Origin of the sequence: Draconibacterium mangrovi (assembly GCF_010586825.1) — a bacterium.
GTDB classification, from domain to species: Bacteria; Bacteroidota; Bacteroidia; order Bacteroidales; family Prolixibacteraceae; genus Draconibacterium; species Draconibacterium mangrovi.
The window spans coordinates 270773-288502 of sequence record NZ_JAAAGB010000001.1; the positions used below are offsets into that span (position 1 = coordinate 270773).

Genomic DNA, 17730 nt, shown 5'->3' on the forward strand with positions numbered 1-17730 from the left:
AATTTGTTTGATTTTAATTATAAAAATCTAATGTTGGTAGCATTAGATGTTAATTATCTCAATACGGGAAATGCAGTATAATTTCCCGTATTTCATTATCACTAATTCAGTTAGACATTATTATTATTTCCTTTCCTTTTTGTTTAAAACAAATGTCACTCAATTCTTTAAGTGCGTTTAAAACATCTATTATTGTCTCTTCTTGAAGTACACCAGTATAATGAATCTGCTCTCCAATCTCGGGAGGATTAAAATAAATTTGAACGTCATACATCCTCTCTAATATTTTAGTGATTGCCGCAAGTGATGAATTGTCTAGATAAATTTTGTGTTCTCGCCATGCACTACTCAGATTTGCATTACCGGGGATCATCTTCATATTTTCTGTTTCTTTCTCAAATTCTACGATTTGCCCAGGCAACACATGTACCTTTTGCCCGTCCTGATTACTTATCTCAACTTTCCCTTCTATCAACGCGGTTATAATATTTTCATCATCACAATAAGCCATTAGATTGAATTTTGTACCTAACACTTCAATCTTCATTCCTCCATTAGTTTCAATTACAAAAGGCTTTTCATTTTTAGCTACTTCAAAAAATGCTTCTCCATTAAATTCAACCTCCCTTATTTTATCTTTATCATTATAATGGTAAGATAAATTGGAGCCACTATTCAGATATACTTTTGTTCCATCAGGTAAAACAGATTCTGTTTGGTTCCCGTACGATGTCGCCAGTTCAATTCTATTATTTAACTTAACTGATGGATTTGATAGAAATAAGAAGCCCAGAATAATCAAAAGTATTGCAGTCATTGCTGCTATCGAAAAAACAACATCTTTTCTTACTCCCATTATGACTACTTGATTAAATATAGATTGATTAACTTTAATCCAACCTTCTTCTACGTTAAATTGTTTAGAAATGCAAAGTGTATCAACCGTTCTCCAAATTGTTTTGAATTCGTTAAGTTTTGTTTTGTTTTCTATTGACTCATCCAACCATGTATTCATCTTATCTTCATAAATTACCGATTCCTCTTTTAATAAATAATCGATAATTGTATTTCCTATTTTACTATCTGTTGGCATAATCTATTACTTTATTATTTGACACGTGTGATTCCAGAAGGTCCTATTTAGTATTCATCTTTTTTTTAAATAATTATACCGGAATCTCTTACACATATATACCATTCAAAATCAAAATAAATCTGAACGGCTAATCTTCAACGTAACTGTCTGATGTGATTTGACTCCAAATTGTCTAGGGTTCGTCTGATCTGGTGTATTTATCATAAATGAATATTAAATAGCAGAATACCATAAAATATGTGTTGCATATTTTCTTGAATCTTAAAGATCCGAGTAATTTTTAATACCCATAAAACTAATTACATATATATAACCATAAACCAAGTAGCTATTGTTCTCCAAAACTTAAGTATCAATATTCGCAAAATATTTATAATATTTCGCTTGTGGTTAATCTTTAAAATGATGATAGTTTGTGAGAGAACCTGATTTGCGACCTACAAATTATAAATTCTATCAATTTGTAGAAGCAATTAATTTAACAACCTAAAAATAAGGCACTTTAATGTTCCGCTACTTTTAAAGTTTTATTGAGAAATTTTTATATCTATATGTTAAACTGGAATGTTTCAATTTCCCATTTTCATATAATCTGCAAAAAGCCTTGTCCATATCTTCAATAATCGACACTGGAACTTTAAGATCATGATGTCCAGGTAGAATCTTTTTTACCGATAACGCCAATAACTTCTTGATCGAGTTCATATAAGCAATTGGATCTGTTGAAGGAAAAAATGCAAACAATTCACCAATATAGATTAAATCTCCCGTATATAAATAGCCTTTATCCTTTTCGTAAAAACATAAATGGCCTGGAGAATGTCCGGGAGTGTGTAATATTTGGATCGTTCGTTTTCCTAATTCAATTGTATCATTATCTTTCAATACTCTTGTCGGTGCTCCTTTAAACAGATGGTAATTATTAATATTAAAATCTTCTGGAAATTCGCATGGCTTTTCCAACAGGAAGCCTTTAACCTGTTCTATTGACAAGGGAAATCCTCCGTTTATCCATTCAGTTTCTGCCTCATGTACATAAAAATCAGAGAAATATTCATGTCCTCCAAAATGGTCATAATGTACGTGTGTTGTGACTACCGTAACTGGCTTATCCGTCAATTTTTGCACTTGTTCCCAAATATTTCCTACCCCGAGTCCTGTATCAATTAGTAAACAACGTTCCGTTCCATTCAACAAATAACAATGCGTTTCTTCCCAATGTTTGTATTCACTTATAATTGACGTATTTTCATCGATTTTTTCAATTGTAAACCAATCAACCTTGTTATTATGTATCATTTATACAGATTTAATTTGTTATCGTTTATATTTTTCATTTTAAGATCCACTATCTCGAATCACATTCTATAATCTCACTATCAAAAGCCATAACAGTCTAGAGAAGCTTATAAAGTCTCTAAAATAGCAGGACATGTTGTTTATTTCTTCTTTTATTCTTAACGTTAGTTTCATTAAGAGTATTATCAACCAACTAAACAGTTTTAGGACTTTTGAACAGAAGTACCGGTCTTCCGTCGGCATCGAACTGTACTTCCATCACCCGAGCATGACGGTTAGGATCGTATAACGGATCCGCAACAATCTCTTCCAGCGGTCGGGTATCGCTTGCAGGAACAACTGCCGGATCGCCAACAGCTTTTTCGTAATCGCGCGCATGATAGATACAAAGCGGCGTAAGGTCGTCTTCGGCCACGGTAAAACAGTTGTGTCCCGGTCCGTAAATTTTCTTTTCGTAATCGGTTTCCAATACCGGGTATCTCGATTTTTTCCACGAATTGCGGTCCAGCAGATCGGCATTTTCATCAGCTTCCATCAGTCCCATACAATAACAAGCACCTGTTGCACTTGCCGAAAAGGTGATATAGATTTTGCCTTTATTCTTTATTACGGCCGGTCCTTCGTTCACCCAAAAACCGATTCTTTCCCAGTCGTAATCGGGTGTGGTAAGCATAAACTGCACAGTTTTCAGCTTAACTGGCGATTCCATTTCAGCCAGGTACAAGTTGGATGCGGCAAACTGCCCGCCGGTTTTTTCGGCCCAGCAGAAATAGCGTTTTCCCTTATTCTCGAATACCGTACCATCCAGCGAAAAGTCGATAAATGTTTTCTCATCGCCGTCGGCAGGCTGCATTTGTCCCAACTCAACCCACTCGTCGTTTAACGGATCCTGACCTTGACATTCCAACACATACGGACGCAAAGCCCAAATGTCTTCTTCTTCGCTGGCAGCAAAGTAAACATACCATTTGCCATCGAGGTAATGAATTTCGGGTGCCCAAATATGGCGACTCATCGGGCCGCTTTCGTGCTTAAACCATACATCGAAAGTTTGGGCATTTTTCAAGTCGGCAATCGTTTTACTTTTTCGTAATTCGATGCGATCGTAGGTTGGTACCGAGCCGGTAAAGTAGTAGTATCCATCGGTATGTTTGTACACAAACGGATCGGCGCGTTGCTCAACCAATGGTGCATTTTTAGCTGTAGTATCCATCTTAGATATGAATTTTTGCTTTTATCGTTTCGTAATATTTGTCGGTGATTTTATAACGGTAGATCAACAAGCCATTGATAACGTGGAAAATACCCGGAATTAAAGTGAGCATAAGTGCCAGCCCGGTAAGTGCTGCTTTTGTTTGAACCACATCGGGGATATAACCAAAGGCATCGAGCAACAGACCAACCACTGCACCGGCAATTCCCATACCCGCTTTCTGAGCGAAAGAGATACCGCCGAATGCCAATCCTGAAACACGTTTGCCGGTTTCGGCATGTCCGTGGTCAACCGCTTCGGCAATGGCCGACCAGAAAACCGGCGCATGCACATCAACCACCAGCGACAGGATAAAATAGAGCACATAAGCCAGCAGTACACTGTCGGGATTCGGTTTTACCAAAATAAACATCAGTACACTAAGTACACCTACTCCAAGTTGCGACATCCAAAACAGTTTCACTTTACAAAAACGTTTGGTGATTAGCGTTGATAACGGCATAGCTAAAATGGCGGCTGCCACACCGGTTCCCATAAATGTCGACTGCATACTTGCATCGCCTCCAAGGTAATATTTTGCATAAAAGATAGCCACCGAACTGCGAATTACATAACCAACAGTACCCGACAGGCAAGAGCCCCATAAAATAAGCCACTGGTCGTTTTTCACCAGGTATTTTAACTGCTGAAAGAAAGGTGTTTTATCTACAACGTGCTCGATACGCTCGCGTGTAGTAAAGTAGCTGAATAAAAACAGCAGGGTTCCCATAAGCGCCATTAATCCCATGGCCAGCTGATATCCTCGTCCCATGTCGTCCCGTCCTAGTTTTTCGGCCAGAATAGGAACCACAATCGACACCATAAACGCGGCAACTTTTGCAAAGAAAAGGCGGTAACCGTTGGCCGATAAGCGTTCCTGCGGATCGTTTGTTAATACCCCGATGAGCGAGATATACGGAATAGTAACCGAAGTGAACATCAACGTTACAAAAATGTAAGTGATGTATGCATAAATCAATTTTCCGGCGTAATCAAAACCCGGCGTAGTGAACGTAAGAAAAACCGAGATACCAAACGGAACTGAGAGGTACAGGAAATACGGTCTGAACCGGCCTCCTTTAAATTTATACTTGTCGGTAATCAGTCCCATAAGCGGATCGCTAACGGCATCAATCAAACGAACCAGTAAAAACATAAGGGCCACATCGGTTGGTTTCAGCCCAAAAATGTCGGTGTAAAAATATGTAATGATGAGGAACATGGAGGAGATAACCACATTTACGGCAGCATCGCCCGAGCCATAGCCGATTTTTTCAAGTACGCTTAGTTTTTGAGCTTTCATTGATTTGTTATCACTATTATCCGACTATAGTCGGGATTACTAAATTTTATTTCTATAATTTTTTTCATCTTGTGATTTTGTGTGCAGAACAAATCTACAACATGGAGAGAAACCTTTCAGGATTAACCCTATTTACTTCCTTATTTAATTATTTTCTTTTTTGTACAAATTGAATGATGCTTTAAAATAGTTTCCTTATCCTCATCATTTAGTCCATTAATCCATTCAATCTTTTCTTTAAAAGAAAAATGATCTATTTCCAAGAATGGACAATCATCATCTCTCCTATTTTTAGGACATCCATAAGCTATAGAATATATTCTAGTGATCATAGCTAATCCTTCAAATCTCAGCTCCTATAAATTAATCGGACACTTATGATTTGTTATATTTAATTGCTTCACCTAAATACAACTGGGTTAACTTTAATTAAATAGCATCTTTTAATTTCAGACAAGACCTTATGTAAAATAACGATTTCCAAATTTGATTTTTGATAGTCTTCACAGAGATGTTCAATCTTTCTGAAATCTCTTTTTGGGTTAATTCTTCAAAACGACTCATCTTAAACACTTCTCGAGATCTTTCAGGAAGATTATTAATACATTCTTCAACAATCATGAGAAACTCCTTTTCAACCATTGGCTCATAAAACTGTGCTTGATTATTGATTATAATTTCGCCAATGATTTTTGTTCGGTTTTTCTCATTCCGAATATAATTTAGTGCTGAATTACGTGAGGCACGATATAAATATGCGGCAACATTTTGATCAATTGTTAATGACCTTCTATTATTCCACAACTTTATAAATAATTCTTGAACAAGATCTTCCGACGCTAACTTATCTTTTATCATGTCAAATACGAATTTACATAAACAACTATAATACTTTTCAAATAGATGATTAAAACTTAAATAATCGTTACGTCTAATTTTCCTGATAAGTTCCTCGTCGTTATTAACTGTCATTATAGTCAAATAATTATTTTACTATATTCTTCATCAGAGGATCTGATATTCAAATTTATTGGTAGTTACCTGAACAAACTTTTCATACATCTTACTATCAATGGATAATGTTATATATCAATCCAAATCTTGTTAAATTTTTAACAAACGAAATTATTGGGTTCCTTAATATCAATCAAAGACCCCAATAATTACCGTAGTCAGATTTGCTCACTATTTAATAAGCTTCATTATATCAATACTTGTATCCAAACATTTTGTTGCTCCAAGAAATACACTTCTTTCTCCTGGTAAAGATCCTCCAACCCATAGTTTATATTCTCCATCTCTAAATACACGCTTACCATCATTGTCAACTTCACTGAAAGACTCTCGATCAAGATTAAACACAACAATCTTTGCATGACCAGAAGGAACTGAAACACGTTGAAATGCCCTTAATGAGTACAAAGGATCACCATTCCCCGCAATAGGAGAACACACATACAACTGCACAACTTCCTCCGCATCATACTCTCCTAGATTTGTTACAGTAACAGAAGCTGTTATTTGATCTTCAAAAACAGAATCAATTTTTAAATCAGAATACTCAAAAGTTGAATAAGATAGTCCAAATCCAAATGGGAATTGAGGTTCCTTTGTCATATATTTGTATGTACGGCCTTTCATAGAATAATCCTCATAGGGAGGTAAATCATCAACCGACTTAGGAATTGTAAACGGCAAACGCCCTGAAGGAACAGCATCACCAAACAATACATTTCCTACAGCAGTACCTCCTTCTTGTCCAGGATACCATACATACAAGACAGCATCAGCAAGTTCATAAATTTCGGGAATTGCAATTGGGGATCCACCTGTAATAATAACTATTAGAGGTTTTTCTTTTCCATATGACCTAATTTTCTTTATGAATTCTATTTGACTTTGTGGAAGATGTAAATATTTCCTGTCCCCTTTAAAGTCCGAGGCAATGGCGTCACCTTCTTCTCCCTCAACAAGACCACTGAGTCCCAAGACGGCAATACAAACATCAGCTGAAGCCGCATCCTCAGTCACATAATCCATAGGATTAATATTTTTCTGATATGGAAGCTGACCATAACGATAATTTACAGTAGTCCCTAAATCCAACTTACTAATAATTCCATCTAAGATGTTGACAGTATTGTTATTAACACCATAATAATTACCAAGTAAGACTCCTTCATTAGCAGCCTGAGGACCAGTAATAAAGACATTCTTCAAATTATTCTCTAATGGAAGAATCTGATTCCTATTTTTTACAAGTACTATCGACTTCTCCGCTTCTTCAAGAGCAAGTTTTCGATGTATATCAGATCCAACAACTTCTGATGAAATATTAGAGTATGGATTCTCATCATTGTTATCAAAAAAGCCCAACCGGAATTTTGTTCGTAATAAATCACATAACGCATTATCCAAATCATCTTCGTTAACAAGTTTTTTAGAGAGGGCTTTCTTTAGGCTTTCAAAGGCTATACCACAATTTACATCTAGACCTGATTTTATTGCCATTGCCGAAGCTTGTTCTGGGGTCTCACACAACTGATGATCTTTCCATATATCTTGGATAGCACCACAATCAGAGACAATGTGTCCTTCAAATTTCCATTGATCTATCAATATATCTTGTAACAAAAATGGACTAGCACAACAAGCTTGACCATTTGTACGATTATAAGCTCCCATAATTGCCTCAACTTTTGCTTCTTTTACTAAAGCTTCAAAAGCAGGCAGATAAGTTTCCCATAAATCTTTAGGTGTTACTTCTGCATTAAACTCATGTCTTAATTCTTCAGGGCCCGAATGAACTGCATAATGTTTGGCACAGGCAGCTGTCTTCAGATATTTCTCATCATCTCCTTGAAGACCTTTCACAAAAGCGACTCCAATTCTGGAAGTTAAAAAAGGATCTTCTCCATATGTTTCCTGACCACGTCCCCATCTTGGATCACGAAATATATTCACATTTGGTGTCCAAAATGTTAATCCAGCGTAGCGATTATAATTTCCTAAACTTTGTGCAATATTAAATTTGGCTCGAGCCTCATCGGAAATAGCAGTAGCAACTCGATAGGCTAGTGTAGTATCAAAAGTTGCCCCAAGAGCTATCGCTTGAGGAAAGACTGTTGCTCGTCCATTTCGCGCCACTCCATGAAGACATTCATTCCACCAGTCGTATTCCTTGATTCCCAGACGAGGAATGGCAATATTGGCATTTACAAGTTGCGTAATTTTTTCATCAACAGTCATTGCTGAAATTAATGCCTCAATCCTTTCTTCAATAGGCAATGAAGTATCCAACCATAAAAACTCAGTCTCACCCTTTTCTTGTGCATTAATATTAAGCACTACAAACAGTATTAAAATTACAGGTAATATTACTTTTTTCATTCTCTTCTTAAATAAATTAATTTTACATTGTTACCACACATTAGAAACTTAATACTAAAACCAACCTTTCCTTTTGTTACTAATTTTATTTGTGATATCTCCTATTCATTCTATAGATTATCAAATCAGCGATAAAAGATATTCATAAGTTTTACATTACGTTATTATTGTATATACCTGAAAAACACGCTGAAATAAAAGATAATTCATTAGTTCATTAACCAGACAATCCAGTTAAATCCATTCATATTAAAACCAATTATTCTAATTGCGTTTTAGTCTATAATTAATTAACCGGATTAACTCGATGGCGAGACATTAAACACTCTTTTAAAATTTATTTGCAGGAAATTCCTAATAATGTGATATTAAACTCACCTTCCAAACATAAAACTATGTCTAACAAGGAAGGTGAGTTTCTGGCTTTTATCAATATGCTACATAAATAACATCAAACCAATTGATTAAATTTGGTTCTTCGATAATATTAGTACCCCCAGTTTTGTATTAACTTAGGATTCCGGTCAATTGCTTCCTGAGGTATAGGATTAAAATACTGTTTTTGACTAACAGAATGTGGATGACTTTCCAATGCTGTAGGAGTATAAATCCATTTTCCACTATTATTTTCAGGAACGGAATTTCGAATTACCATAGAATGTAAAGGTTTGTTCATTACATCCATCATAATTTTCCAACGCCATATATCGAAAAGTCTTTTACCTTCATAATGTAGCTCTACTCGCCTTTCTCTGCGAATTATTTCACGCATTTCATCTTGGCTCAATCCTTCTTCTAAAGGTGGGAGATTAGTGCTAGGACGTGCTCGCAGATAATTAATTGCATCGTATACTGAAGCATCCGGCCCTACGGCTTCATTCTGAGCTTCCGCATAATTTAACAGCACTTCTGCATACCTGTAATAAACATAGTTTTGTCCAGATGTATTTGATCCCGGGATACTATTGGGAGGAATTCTTTTTTTCAAATAATATCCTGTATTTGATACATCATCTCCTCCAAAATCAATTTCATTTTTAGATGGATTGACCAAATCAATTCTTGTATAAACAGTATCAGTCTTTGGCATCCAATCTTGTTTATATGGTGCTCCATCGTAAACAATAAAATTATAAAATCGCTTTTCTCTTCCAACGTATGGATTTTGAGGGTCATACCCCGAGTTAGGATCCTCAATAGGCAATCCATTTTCCATCATATACTGATCGACAATTTCCTGTGTTGGGCAATAGTTTCCCCAGCACATATATCCATCAAGCAACCAAACAACTCCTCCATACCGATGAAACAAGTTAGGCATAGTAACAGCAACTTGCTGCCTGTCAAAAATAACTTCTTTATTATATTCATTCGCCTCGTACCAGAATTTAGTCATATCGGAAAATAAATCATATTCCCCTGATCCCTTATGACCAAATGTTTCAATAAATTTTTTATTAGTTTCAGCAGCAGCAGTATACCTGCTATGATCAGCTTCCGCAAAACTCTGAAGGTTATCAGAACTACGAGGGATTGCTGGATCTTCCGAATTATATGCAGGACTTGCTGCAAATAACTGAATCCATCCTTTTAGAGCAAGAGCGGCACCGAGAGTTGCTCTGCCGGCATCAGCTTCTCCTGAAGTATATTTTACAGGAAGGTTCTCATTGTTTATGATATCTGTTAATTCATTCACAATATAGTTATAAGTCTCTTCAAACGTACTACGGGGAATAAGAAGTTCATCTTCTTCCATTATCGTTCTATCTTGAGGCACTTCAATTATTGATAGACCTCCAATTCGATAAAATAATTCACTATATTGAAATGCTCTTAAAAATCGAGCCTCATCAATTCGTTGAGCCACCCATTCAGCTGATAAACTTTCAGCATTTTCATTAACTTTTTGAATAAAAGTGTTTAGCCTTCGTATCTTCTCATATGTCCCCGGCCAATTTGCATCCCATGCTGGTCCTGATTGGCCAAACCAAATGCTATAGTTATTTGTATTGGCATGCACTGTACCTCCCCGCCAGTTCCAAGAAGTATAATAAAAGGCTGCATCATTGTCGTCAGTAAAATTATCAAGGTTGTCTGATTCACTACTCTTCTGGGCAAGATCTCTATAACATTCTAATAAATAAAGGTCTGCATTTTGATCACTTGTCCAAATTGTGGCATCGTTAAGATTTGATTTATCAATTGTCTCAAGATAATTTTCCGTATCACAAGAAGAGATAGGAAGTAATATCGCTATCATTAATCCTGTTAACACAAATATATTTTTTATTTTTTTCATAATTCTGGAGTTTTAGAATGTTACCTTTACACCTAAATTTATAGATTTCATATTAGGATATTCTGTTGCTGATCCTAACTCTGGGTCTAACCATTTTAAATTACTTATGGTTAATAGGTTTTCTGCTGATGCATATACTCTTACATTGTCAATCCCCACATTCTGCGTGAATTTTTCAGGTAAAGTATAACCTAATATTACTGTTTTTAATCTCAAGTAATTGACATCTCGTTGCCAAAAATCTGTAGATTGACCGTGATTATTAGGATTCGATGATGGACTTGCTCTTGGATAATCAGCATTTTGGTTATCTGGGGTCCAACGATTTTCAAAATATTCATAATCAACATTACTGTTATTATTCAAAAAAGGTACAGTATGAAAATCTTGTGTACTAATTGAAAACATACCCGCTCCTTGAAAGAATAAATTGAGATCAAAGCCTTTCCATTCCGTTCCCAGATTTAAGCCATATATTAATAAAGGGTATTGCGGATATCCTATCTCTACCTCATCATTAGCATCAATAACTTTATCTCCGTTAACATCCTTATAGATTATATCTCCGGGACGTAAAGTTCCAAATTGCGTAATATCGTATCCATCTTCACCGTTAATAATTCCATCTCCATTTACATCATCCTCTAAAGAAAATAGTCCCAATGATTCGTACCCAAACTGCGTGCCGTAAGGTCTACCTGTCCTTCTTCTATTAGGATTATTATATGTGGCGTTTGTCTCAAATACTTCAATCATTTTATTGTGGGAATAACTTAAATTTCCTTGAATATTAAGACTTAAACCATTATCGAATTTATAACGGGATCCCAGTACCACGTCAATTCCTCTATTTTCCATTTTTCCCGCGTTTTCATCTGCAAGAGAAATACCATATTCTAAAGGAACAGTCACATTAGGTGGCAACAACATTCCTGATCGATTTTCATGGAAATAATCCAATTCAATTGATAACAAACTGTTCCATAGATTAGCTTCGATTCCTATATTGCTTTTTTTAGAGACTTCCCATGTTATATTTGGATTTGCTTCTTGTGTTTGTCGAACGGACTGTAGCATCGATCCACTCCCTAATGCATAGCGATTTCCCTCGAGAAGATAACCTGATAAATATTGATAAGCAGATCCCGCGAGATTTCCTGATTTACCCCAGGATCCTCTTAATTTCAGATTAGATACGAAATCAATATTGTCCATGAATTTTTCTTCTGAAATCCTCCAGCTACCAGAGAATGCGGGGAAAAATCCCCATCTCTTACCAGGAGCAAAATAATAATGGCCATCATATCTTCCTGTAGCCTCGATAATATATTTTTGATCAAACACATACCCAAGTTGATATACAAAACCAAGCTGTTTACTCTCAAAAGACATTCCTGAATTATCGAAATAAGATCTATCCGAAGGTCCCATACTCATTTCATCAACATTCACATTGAATTGATCTCTACGTGCTCCCAAGGTCGAAGTTTCGGTTTCTCTTGCTTCTGCAACTAACAAGCCAGATACCTCATGTTTGCCAAACGTATTATTATAATTTAATACACCTTGATAAGTTTTAAATAATCTGCGTGTATCTTCTTGATTTAAATAAGTGTAAGGCCCCCAATGCGTATTGATTTGTTCATCAAATGTGTAAGGATCTGTGGATGTATCCAATGTCCAGTATTTGAATGGGATATGCCATCCTTTTTCAAAACTGTTTCTAATGTCCCAACTAATTTTTCCACTAAACTTTAATCCTTTGATAAAAGATAATTCCTGCTCTACCCCTAGAGTCCCTAATATCGTATATTGATTATTGACTGAGTAACCACCTGAATTTACGGCCCCTACAGGAGAACTACCTCCATATTCAGTCCACAATCCATTTGAATAATAGAGTGGTACGGTTGGTACTAATTTATATAGATCTCTAAATACACTTGCAGAGGAAGTTTGTACATCTAGGTCATTATATTTTTCTACAGCCCCGATAATATTAAATATGACACTAGTCGAATTAGTTACCTTTGATTTGGTATTTAGTGTATAACTAATTCTATTATAATTTACTTGATCGAACAAACCATCTTGTTGCAAATATCCCAAGGAAGCAAAATATGTAATATAATCGGAACCTCCTTCCAACTGAAGATTATGATTTTGTATAGGAGTATTAAAATTTGCCAGACTGTATGGATCATCATCAGGATAAACATCTGGATCCTGTGCATGCAAATTGGCATAATTATCAATAATTTCTTGATCAAAATCTAATTCCGTAGTTCCTGGATTTTCATTTAATAGAGCTTCATTACGCAATTTCATATAATCAACAGCGTTCAAAACATTTGGGGTATATGTTGGAGTTTGTATTCCATAATAAGAATTCAGAGTTAATTTTGGCGCACTCTTAATTCCTTGTTTTGTTGTGATTAATATTACGCCATTTGCTCCTCCAATTCCATAAGGTGCAACAGATGATGCATCTTTTAATATAGTAACTGACTCAATCGCATTTGGATCAATTTGTCTCATATTACTCCTTGGAACCCCATCGACAACAACCAGTGGTGCTTGATTTCCTGTAGTAGAGACCCCCCTTATGTAAATAGTTGGATCATCATAACCTGGCTGACCATTGGTTGATCTCATTGTCACACCTGCCATTCTACCTGCTAATGCACCAGTAACAGTACTTACAGGGGCTGATGACAATTCCTCCCCACTTGCCACACTTACAGAACCTGTCATTGTAGTTCTTTTTTGAGTCTTATATCCAACAGTGATAACGTCTCCAATTACGAAACTTTCTTCTTCTAGGATAACATTTATAACGTTTCTTCCTGTAATTTCGATTTCCTGAGACTTCATTCCAACAAAAGAAAACACTAATATTGAATTATTGGCAACGTTAGATATAGAGTATCCACCCTCATTGTCACTTACAGTCCCTAGTGTTGTTCCCTTTACAACAATTGTTACTCCGGGAAGTGGTTGTCCGTTTACATCCTTAACTGTACCAACAATAGTATTTTGTTGTGTTACTCTTTTCTCAGAGCTATTTTCTATACGTTTTTTTTGAGGACTTAGTATTACCAAATCGTCATCAAGAATTTTATAGTAAATATCTTCTTCTGAAAATATTTCATTGAGAAGAGCTTCAATAGTTGCATTATGAGATTCTATTGAGACACGACGCTCAACATCAATCTGTTCTCGTATGTAGAAAAAACGAAAATTACTTGTTTCTTCAATTTCTTTCAATACATCAATTATTTGTTTATTTTCTACATTAAAGTTGAATTTAGTTACCTGCGAATATACCGTAGCCGAAACTTGCATCAACCCAATCAGTATAAATATGGTTGTTAGTTTCATAATTAATAATACTTTTTTCACCTCTCTACATCGCAGAAAAGTATTAATACTCTTTTTTTTCATAAATTTGAATGTTTTGATTAATAGTTACTGGTGACGTAATTCTCACCAAATAATTCAAGACAAGTTAAGCCGTTCGGTGTGTCCGCACCTTTCGGCTTCTTTTTTAAGTTTTAGTTCATCGCATAATAATTTCCTCCCATTAAATTTAAGTTTTAGTTTTTACTGGTAATTTCAATTTTTTGTCCCACAATTCGATAATTAATAGGTAGTGTACTTTTAATAATCTCTAGAACCTCAATTATTGATTCATTCTTAATAATTCCATCAAAATGTAGATTAAGTATCTGTTGGCTCTTAACTTCAATATCCACCCCATATTTCCTCTCAAGAAGAATTACCAGATCACTTAAATTCATATTTACAAATATGATTTTATTATCCTTCCACGAGGTGTACCACTTCGGATTAACTTCTTTAATCGTTAATTCTTTCAAATCCTTGCTTAATACAGCTTGCTCCCCTGGTTTCATAACTACATCCTCTGCAAACTTATAATCACCCGTTGACTCAAGAACTATTTGACCTTCTTCCAGAGTCGTTGTAATATACTTATCACTATCATAGGCCTTAACATTAAACTGGGTCCCAACTACATTTACATCATAGAATGGAGTATGGACAACAAAGGGCTTCTTTCTGTTTTTTGCAACATCAAACCATGCCTCTCCTTCGAGAAACACCTCACGAATTCCGCTTTCTCCATTAATACTATATCTAATTCTAGAATCTGAGTTCAAGATAATAAGCGAGCTATCGGGGAGCACAGCTTCTGAAATTGAACCTCTTGGAGCATGAACTGAATAATAAATCGGATTGTTTATTTGATTATTATAAAAATAATAGATCATAACACCTGTGATTAAGCCAATAATTAAGACTGCGGCAATTTTGGGAATATTGCTTGTGAAATTAAAGTATCGGTATTTGCGTTCTTGTTTCTTAATTCTACTCCAAGTTTTTCTGTAAAGACTTTCAAATTCCAGATTTTCTTCCGCAGAAGTATAAGGCTCCGATAATAGATCGTTAAACAACTTTTGTTTTATATCAAACTCTTTTTCTGGCTCAAGAAAGAGATTAAACATCTTCCTTACATCTTCAAAATTACAATCTCTCGCTCTCCCCTTATCAAGTATACTTTTGATATGATCCTTCATTCTCTCCATGTTTATTGTTATACGTTTTCACTTCTAATTTTACTCAGTTTCATTCAGGAATTTTTCTATGTAATTATCCAATATGATAATTACATGGAATATCGGCAACCATCTTTTGCGTAAATTCATTAATAGAAATGCTTAATCTTCAATTTACGAATTTTGTTTTTCCGTTACCCGATATGAACAAAAGATAAGATGAATTGATATTAATTATATGACACTCTGATTCAATTGGTATAAAAAAATGAGACCATCTCATATGAGATGGTCTCCTCTAACCAAAACTAAACTATATGGAACACATCCATAAGGTTCCACTAACAATTCTCTAGAGCGGGGGTACTCACATTCGAATTCATGTTAACTCTCTTTTTCTGTTGTAAAGTTCTATTGTTTTCCTGGAATTGATTCCTGAGCTGGCAAGAATCCTGAGGCTTTACCAAAAATTGTAAACTCATTAAGCTTAAGTGGTGATGTTTTAGGCCAATCTGTTATTGTTAAACGAACAAATCTACATTCAATTGGGGGTATTTCTTCATAAATAGTATTCTTGGATATATTATTACTAGTTTGATCAAAAGCAGTGAGATAGTTTTTCCCATCCAAAGACACCTCAATTTTATATTGATAGATATAAGATGGAGGATCCTCTCGTAAGCGTTCGATGGTTCGCCAATCCTGATTAAACATTAATCGCAGACCATCAATTGTAAATAATTGCACAACATCGAATTCTGTTGCGGGAGATAGTTCAATTGTGATACTTGGTTCGACGTCGTTAGGCTTCGGTTCCCACCATGTTCCACTGAAATTATCAACGGCATATGAAGCATATCGACCATCTTGTTCCGAAGAAAATTTAGAAAGAGCATTCCATGCATTCACTTTATTGATAGTAAGTGGCAAAGAACCACAATCTTCTTTTTGAGAATCCGTTTTAAAATCCGGAGCCCATTGAGGAGTATCAGTGATTTTTACAGACATATTACCATTTTCATCAAAAACAATTCTATCCATACCAATCCGCCTTCCTCCTGGAGGATCAGACAATACAATGGTATAAAACTGCCATAAATTTCCATCAGGTCCCTCAACAATACTACCATGAGCTGTACCTGTTACAAGACCTTCTGTTTTTCTTAGTAACGGATTATTTGGAGCATAAGTAAATGGCCCTGTTGGAGATTTTGAGGTATAATAGCCAGAAGCATAAGTTTTCCATTGCGTCCCAGAAGCCGAGTATTGAAGATAGTAGATTCCATTGTGTTTTTGCATCCATGGACCTTCAATCCACGCCACATCTGGGTACTCGTTTGATTCTCCGTAACGTTCCCAAACATGCTCATTATTAAATTCGATGAGATGTTTAACCGGACTTGAGAAACTTGTGAGGTCGTTAGGGTCTAGTTCTACAACATAAATACCGCTAACTCCTTTTCCTGAATAGTACAAATATGGTTTATTATCATCATCTATAAAAATATCTACATCAAATGCACCGTTCCAGCCTCCAGCAACGTCTGGAGTATTTTTCCAATCTCCAAGCACTGTAAATGGTCCCAATGGATCATCTGCAATGTATAAAGGACAATCATTCCCACACATATAGAATTTCCCATTATATTTTGTTACATCAGGTGCCACTGGAACGTTAGCGACTGTCTGAAATGACCAGTTCATCATATCCTTAGAATACCATGCACCACCACCGGTACAATACATATAATAAGTTCCATTTTCTCTAATAACAGTAACGTCCCCAGCCGCATTTCCTCCTGGTCCCAATATCATAGGTAGGGGATTACAATAACGAGACGACCTATTAACTTCAAGGTTCTGCGCACATGATAAAAAGGTCATAAAGCTTGCACAAACAAACAAAACAAAGATTAATTTTTGATTCATAATATTATTTTAGTTAATGTGAAATATAAATTGAAGCAAAGGTTTATTCAATGAAATATTTAACTGTATTTAAAATCATTAGATTTACATCCAACTTTATTCATGTAAATACAGCTTCAAATATTATTTTCAAATCTCAAATATCATTTGGTTCAATTTCCAATTTATTCGCAACTGATAAGTAATACGTTTTGATCACTTTATTTACTCAGTGACTTTTCTTTTTTTTTTGTAATCTGAAGCATCTATTGTCCTTAGAATTTGTAACAATAGAGAAGTCATAATATTTTTTGAATAGAAGATGGAGCTGTATGTACAATGAATAGTGGGAAAGCCACGGAGTACATCAAACAAAGACATTTTTAGAAGATCGAGATTATACAATAAGCATGATGTTTGATAAATACATCTTTATTATGCAGAATAATATCTTGATTCGTTGTTCGATCCGTTATCAAACTTCAATTGGTTCAGGATAATTCTGTATAAGCGAAGGAAAAATATTTTAATAATAATTTATCGAATGCTGTATTTCACTTCTAACAAATAACAACACAATTCAAATAAACATAAAAATTGAAATTA

At 35.3% G+C, this 17730-nt stretch carries 10 protein-coding genes; all 10 read right to left on the reverse strand.

Going from position 1 to position 17730, the window contains the following annotated elements; translation table 11 throughout:
• Positions 1-106: 106 nt before the first annotated feature.
• The 10 genes from G4420_RS01110 to G4420_RS01155 all read right to left on the reverse strand — a co-directional run bounded on the left by G4420_RS01110 (position 107) and on the right by G4420_RS01155 (position 17145).
• Entirely contained in the window at positions 107-1093 is a 987-nt protein-coding gene (locus tag G4420_RS01110) for a FecR family protein (RefSeq protein WP_163321780.1), read from the reverse strand.
• Positions 1094-1615: 522 nt separating this feature from the next.
• Entirely contained in the window at positions 1616-2395 is a 780-nt protein-coding gene (locus G4420_RS01115) for an MBL fold metallo-hydrolase (protein ID WP_163321781.1), read from the reverse strand.
• Positions 2396-2588: 193 nt separating this feature from the next.
• Entirely contained in the window at positions 2589-3608 is a 1020-nt protein-coding gene (locus G4420_RS01120) for a glycoside hydrolase family 43 protein (RefSeq protein ID WP_163321782.1), read from the reverse strand.
• 1 nt (position 3609) lies between these two features.
• Complete coding sequence (locus G4420_RS01125) at positions 3610-4950, reverse strand: MFS transporter (RefSeq protein ID WP_163321783.1); 1341 nt, start codon at positions 4948-4950, stop codon at positions 3610-3612.
• A gap of 429 nt (positions 4951-5379) precedes the next feature.
• Positions 5380-5922 (reverse strand): RNA polymerase sigma factor, encoded by a 543-nt coding sequence (locus G4420_RS01130; RefSeq protein ID WP_163321784.1) that lies wholly within the window; start codon positions 5920-5922, stop codon positions 5380-5382.
• Between the two features lie 213 nt (positions 5923-6135).
• The gene (locus tag G4420_RS01135) at positions 6136-8340 is read right to left on the reverse strand and encodes a glycoside hydrolase family 3 C-terminal domain-containing protein (protein ID WP_163321785.1); all 2205 of its coding nucleotides are present in this window, start codon (positions 8338-8340) and stop codon (positions 6136-6138) included.
• A gap of 487 nt (positions 8341-8827) precedes the next feature.
• On the reverse strand, positions 8828-10639 hold the full coding sequence (locus tag G4420_RS01140; protein ID WP_163321786.1) for a RagB/SusD family nutrient uptake outer membrane protein: 1812 nt from the start codon (positions 10637-10639) through the stop codon (positions 8828-8830).
• A gap of 12 nt (positions 10640-10651) precedes the next feature.
• Entirely contained in the window at positions 10652-14083 is a 3432-nt protein-coding gene (locus tag G4420_RS01145) for a SusC/RagA family TonB-linked outer membrane protein (protein ID WP_163321787.1), read from the reverse strand.
• 152 nt (positions 14084-14235) lie between these two features.
• Positions 14236-15237: a FecR family protein gene (locus G4420_RS01150; RefSeq protein WP_163321788.1), complete on the reverse strand. Its 1002-nt coding sequence runs from the start codon at positions 15235-15237 to the stop codon at positions 14236-14238.
• Positions 15238-15627: 390 nt separating this feature from the next.
• On the reverse strand, positions 15628-17145 hold the full coding sequence (locus tag G4420_RS01155; protein WP_163321789.1) for a family 43 glycosylhydrolase: 1518 nt from the start codon (positions 17143-17145) through the stop codon (positions 15628-15630).
• Positions 17146-17730 lie beyond the last annotated feature (585 nt).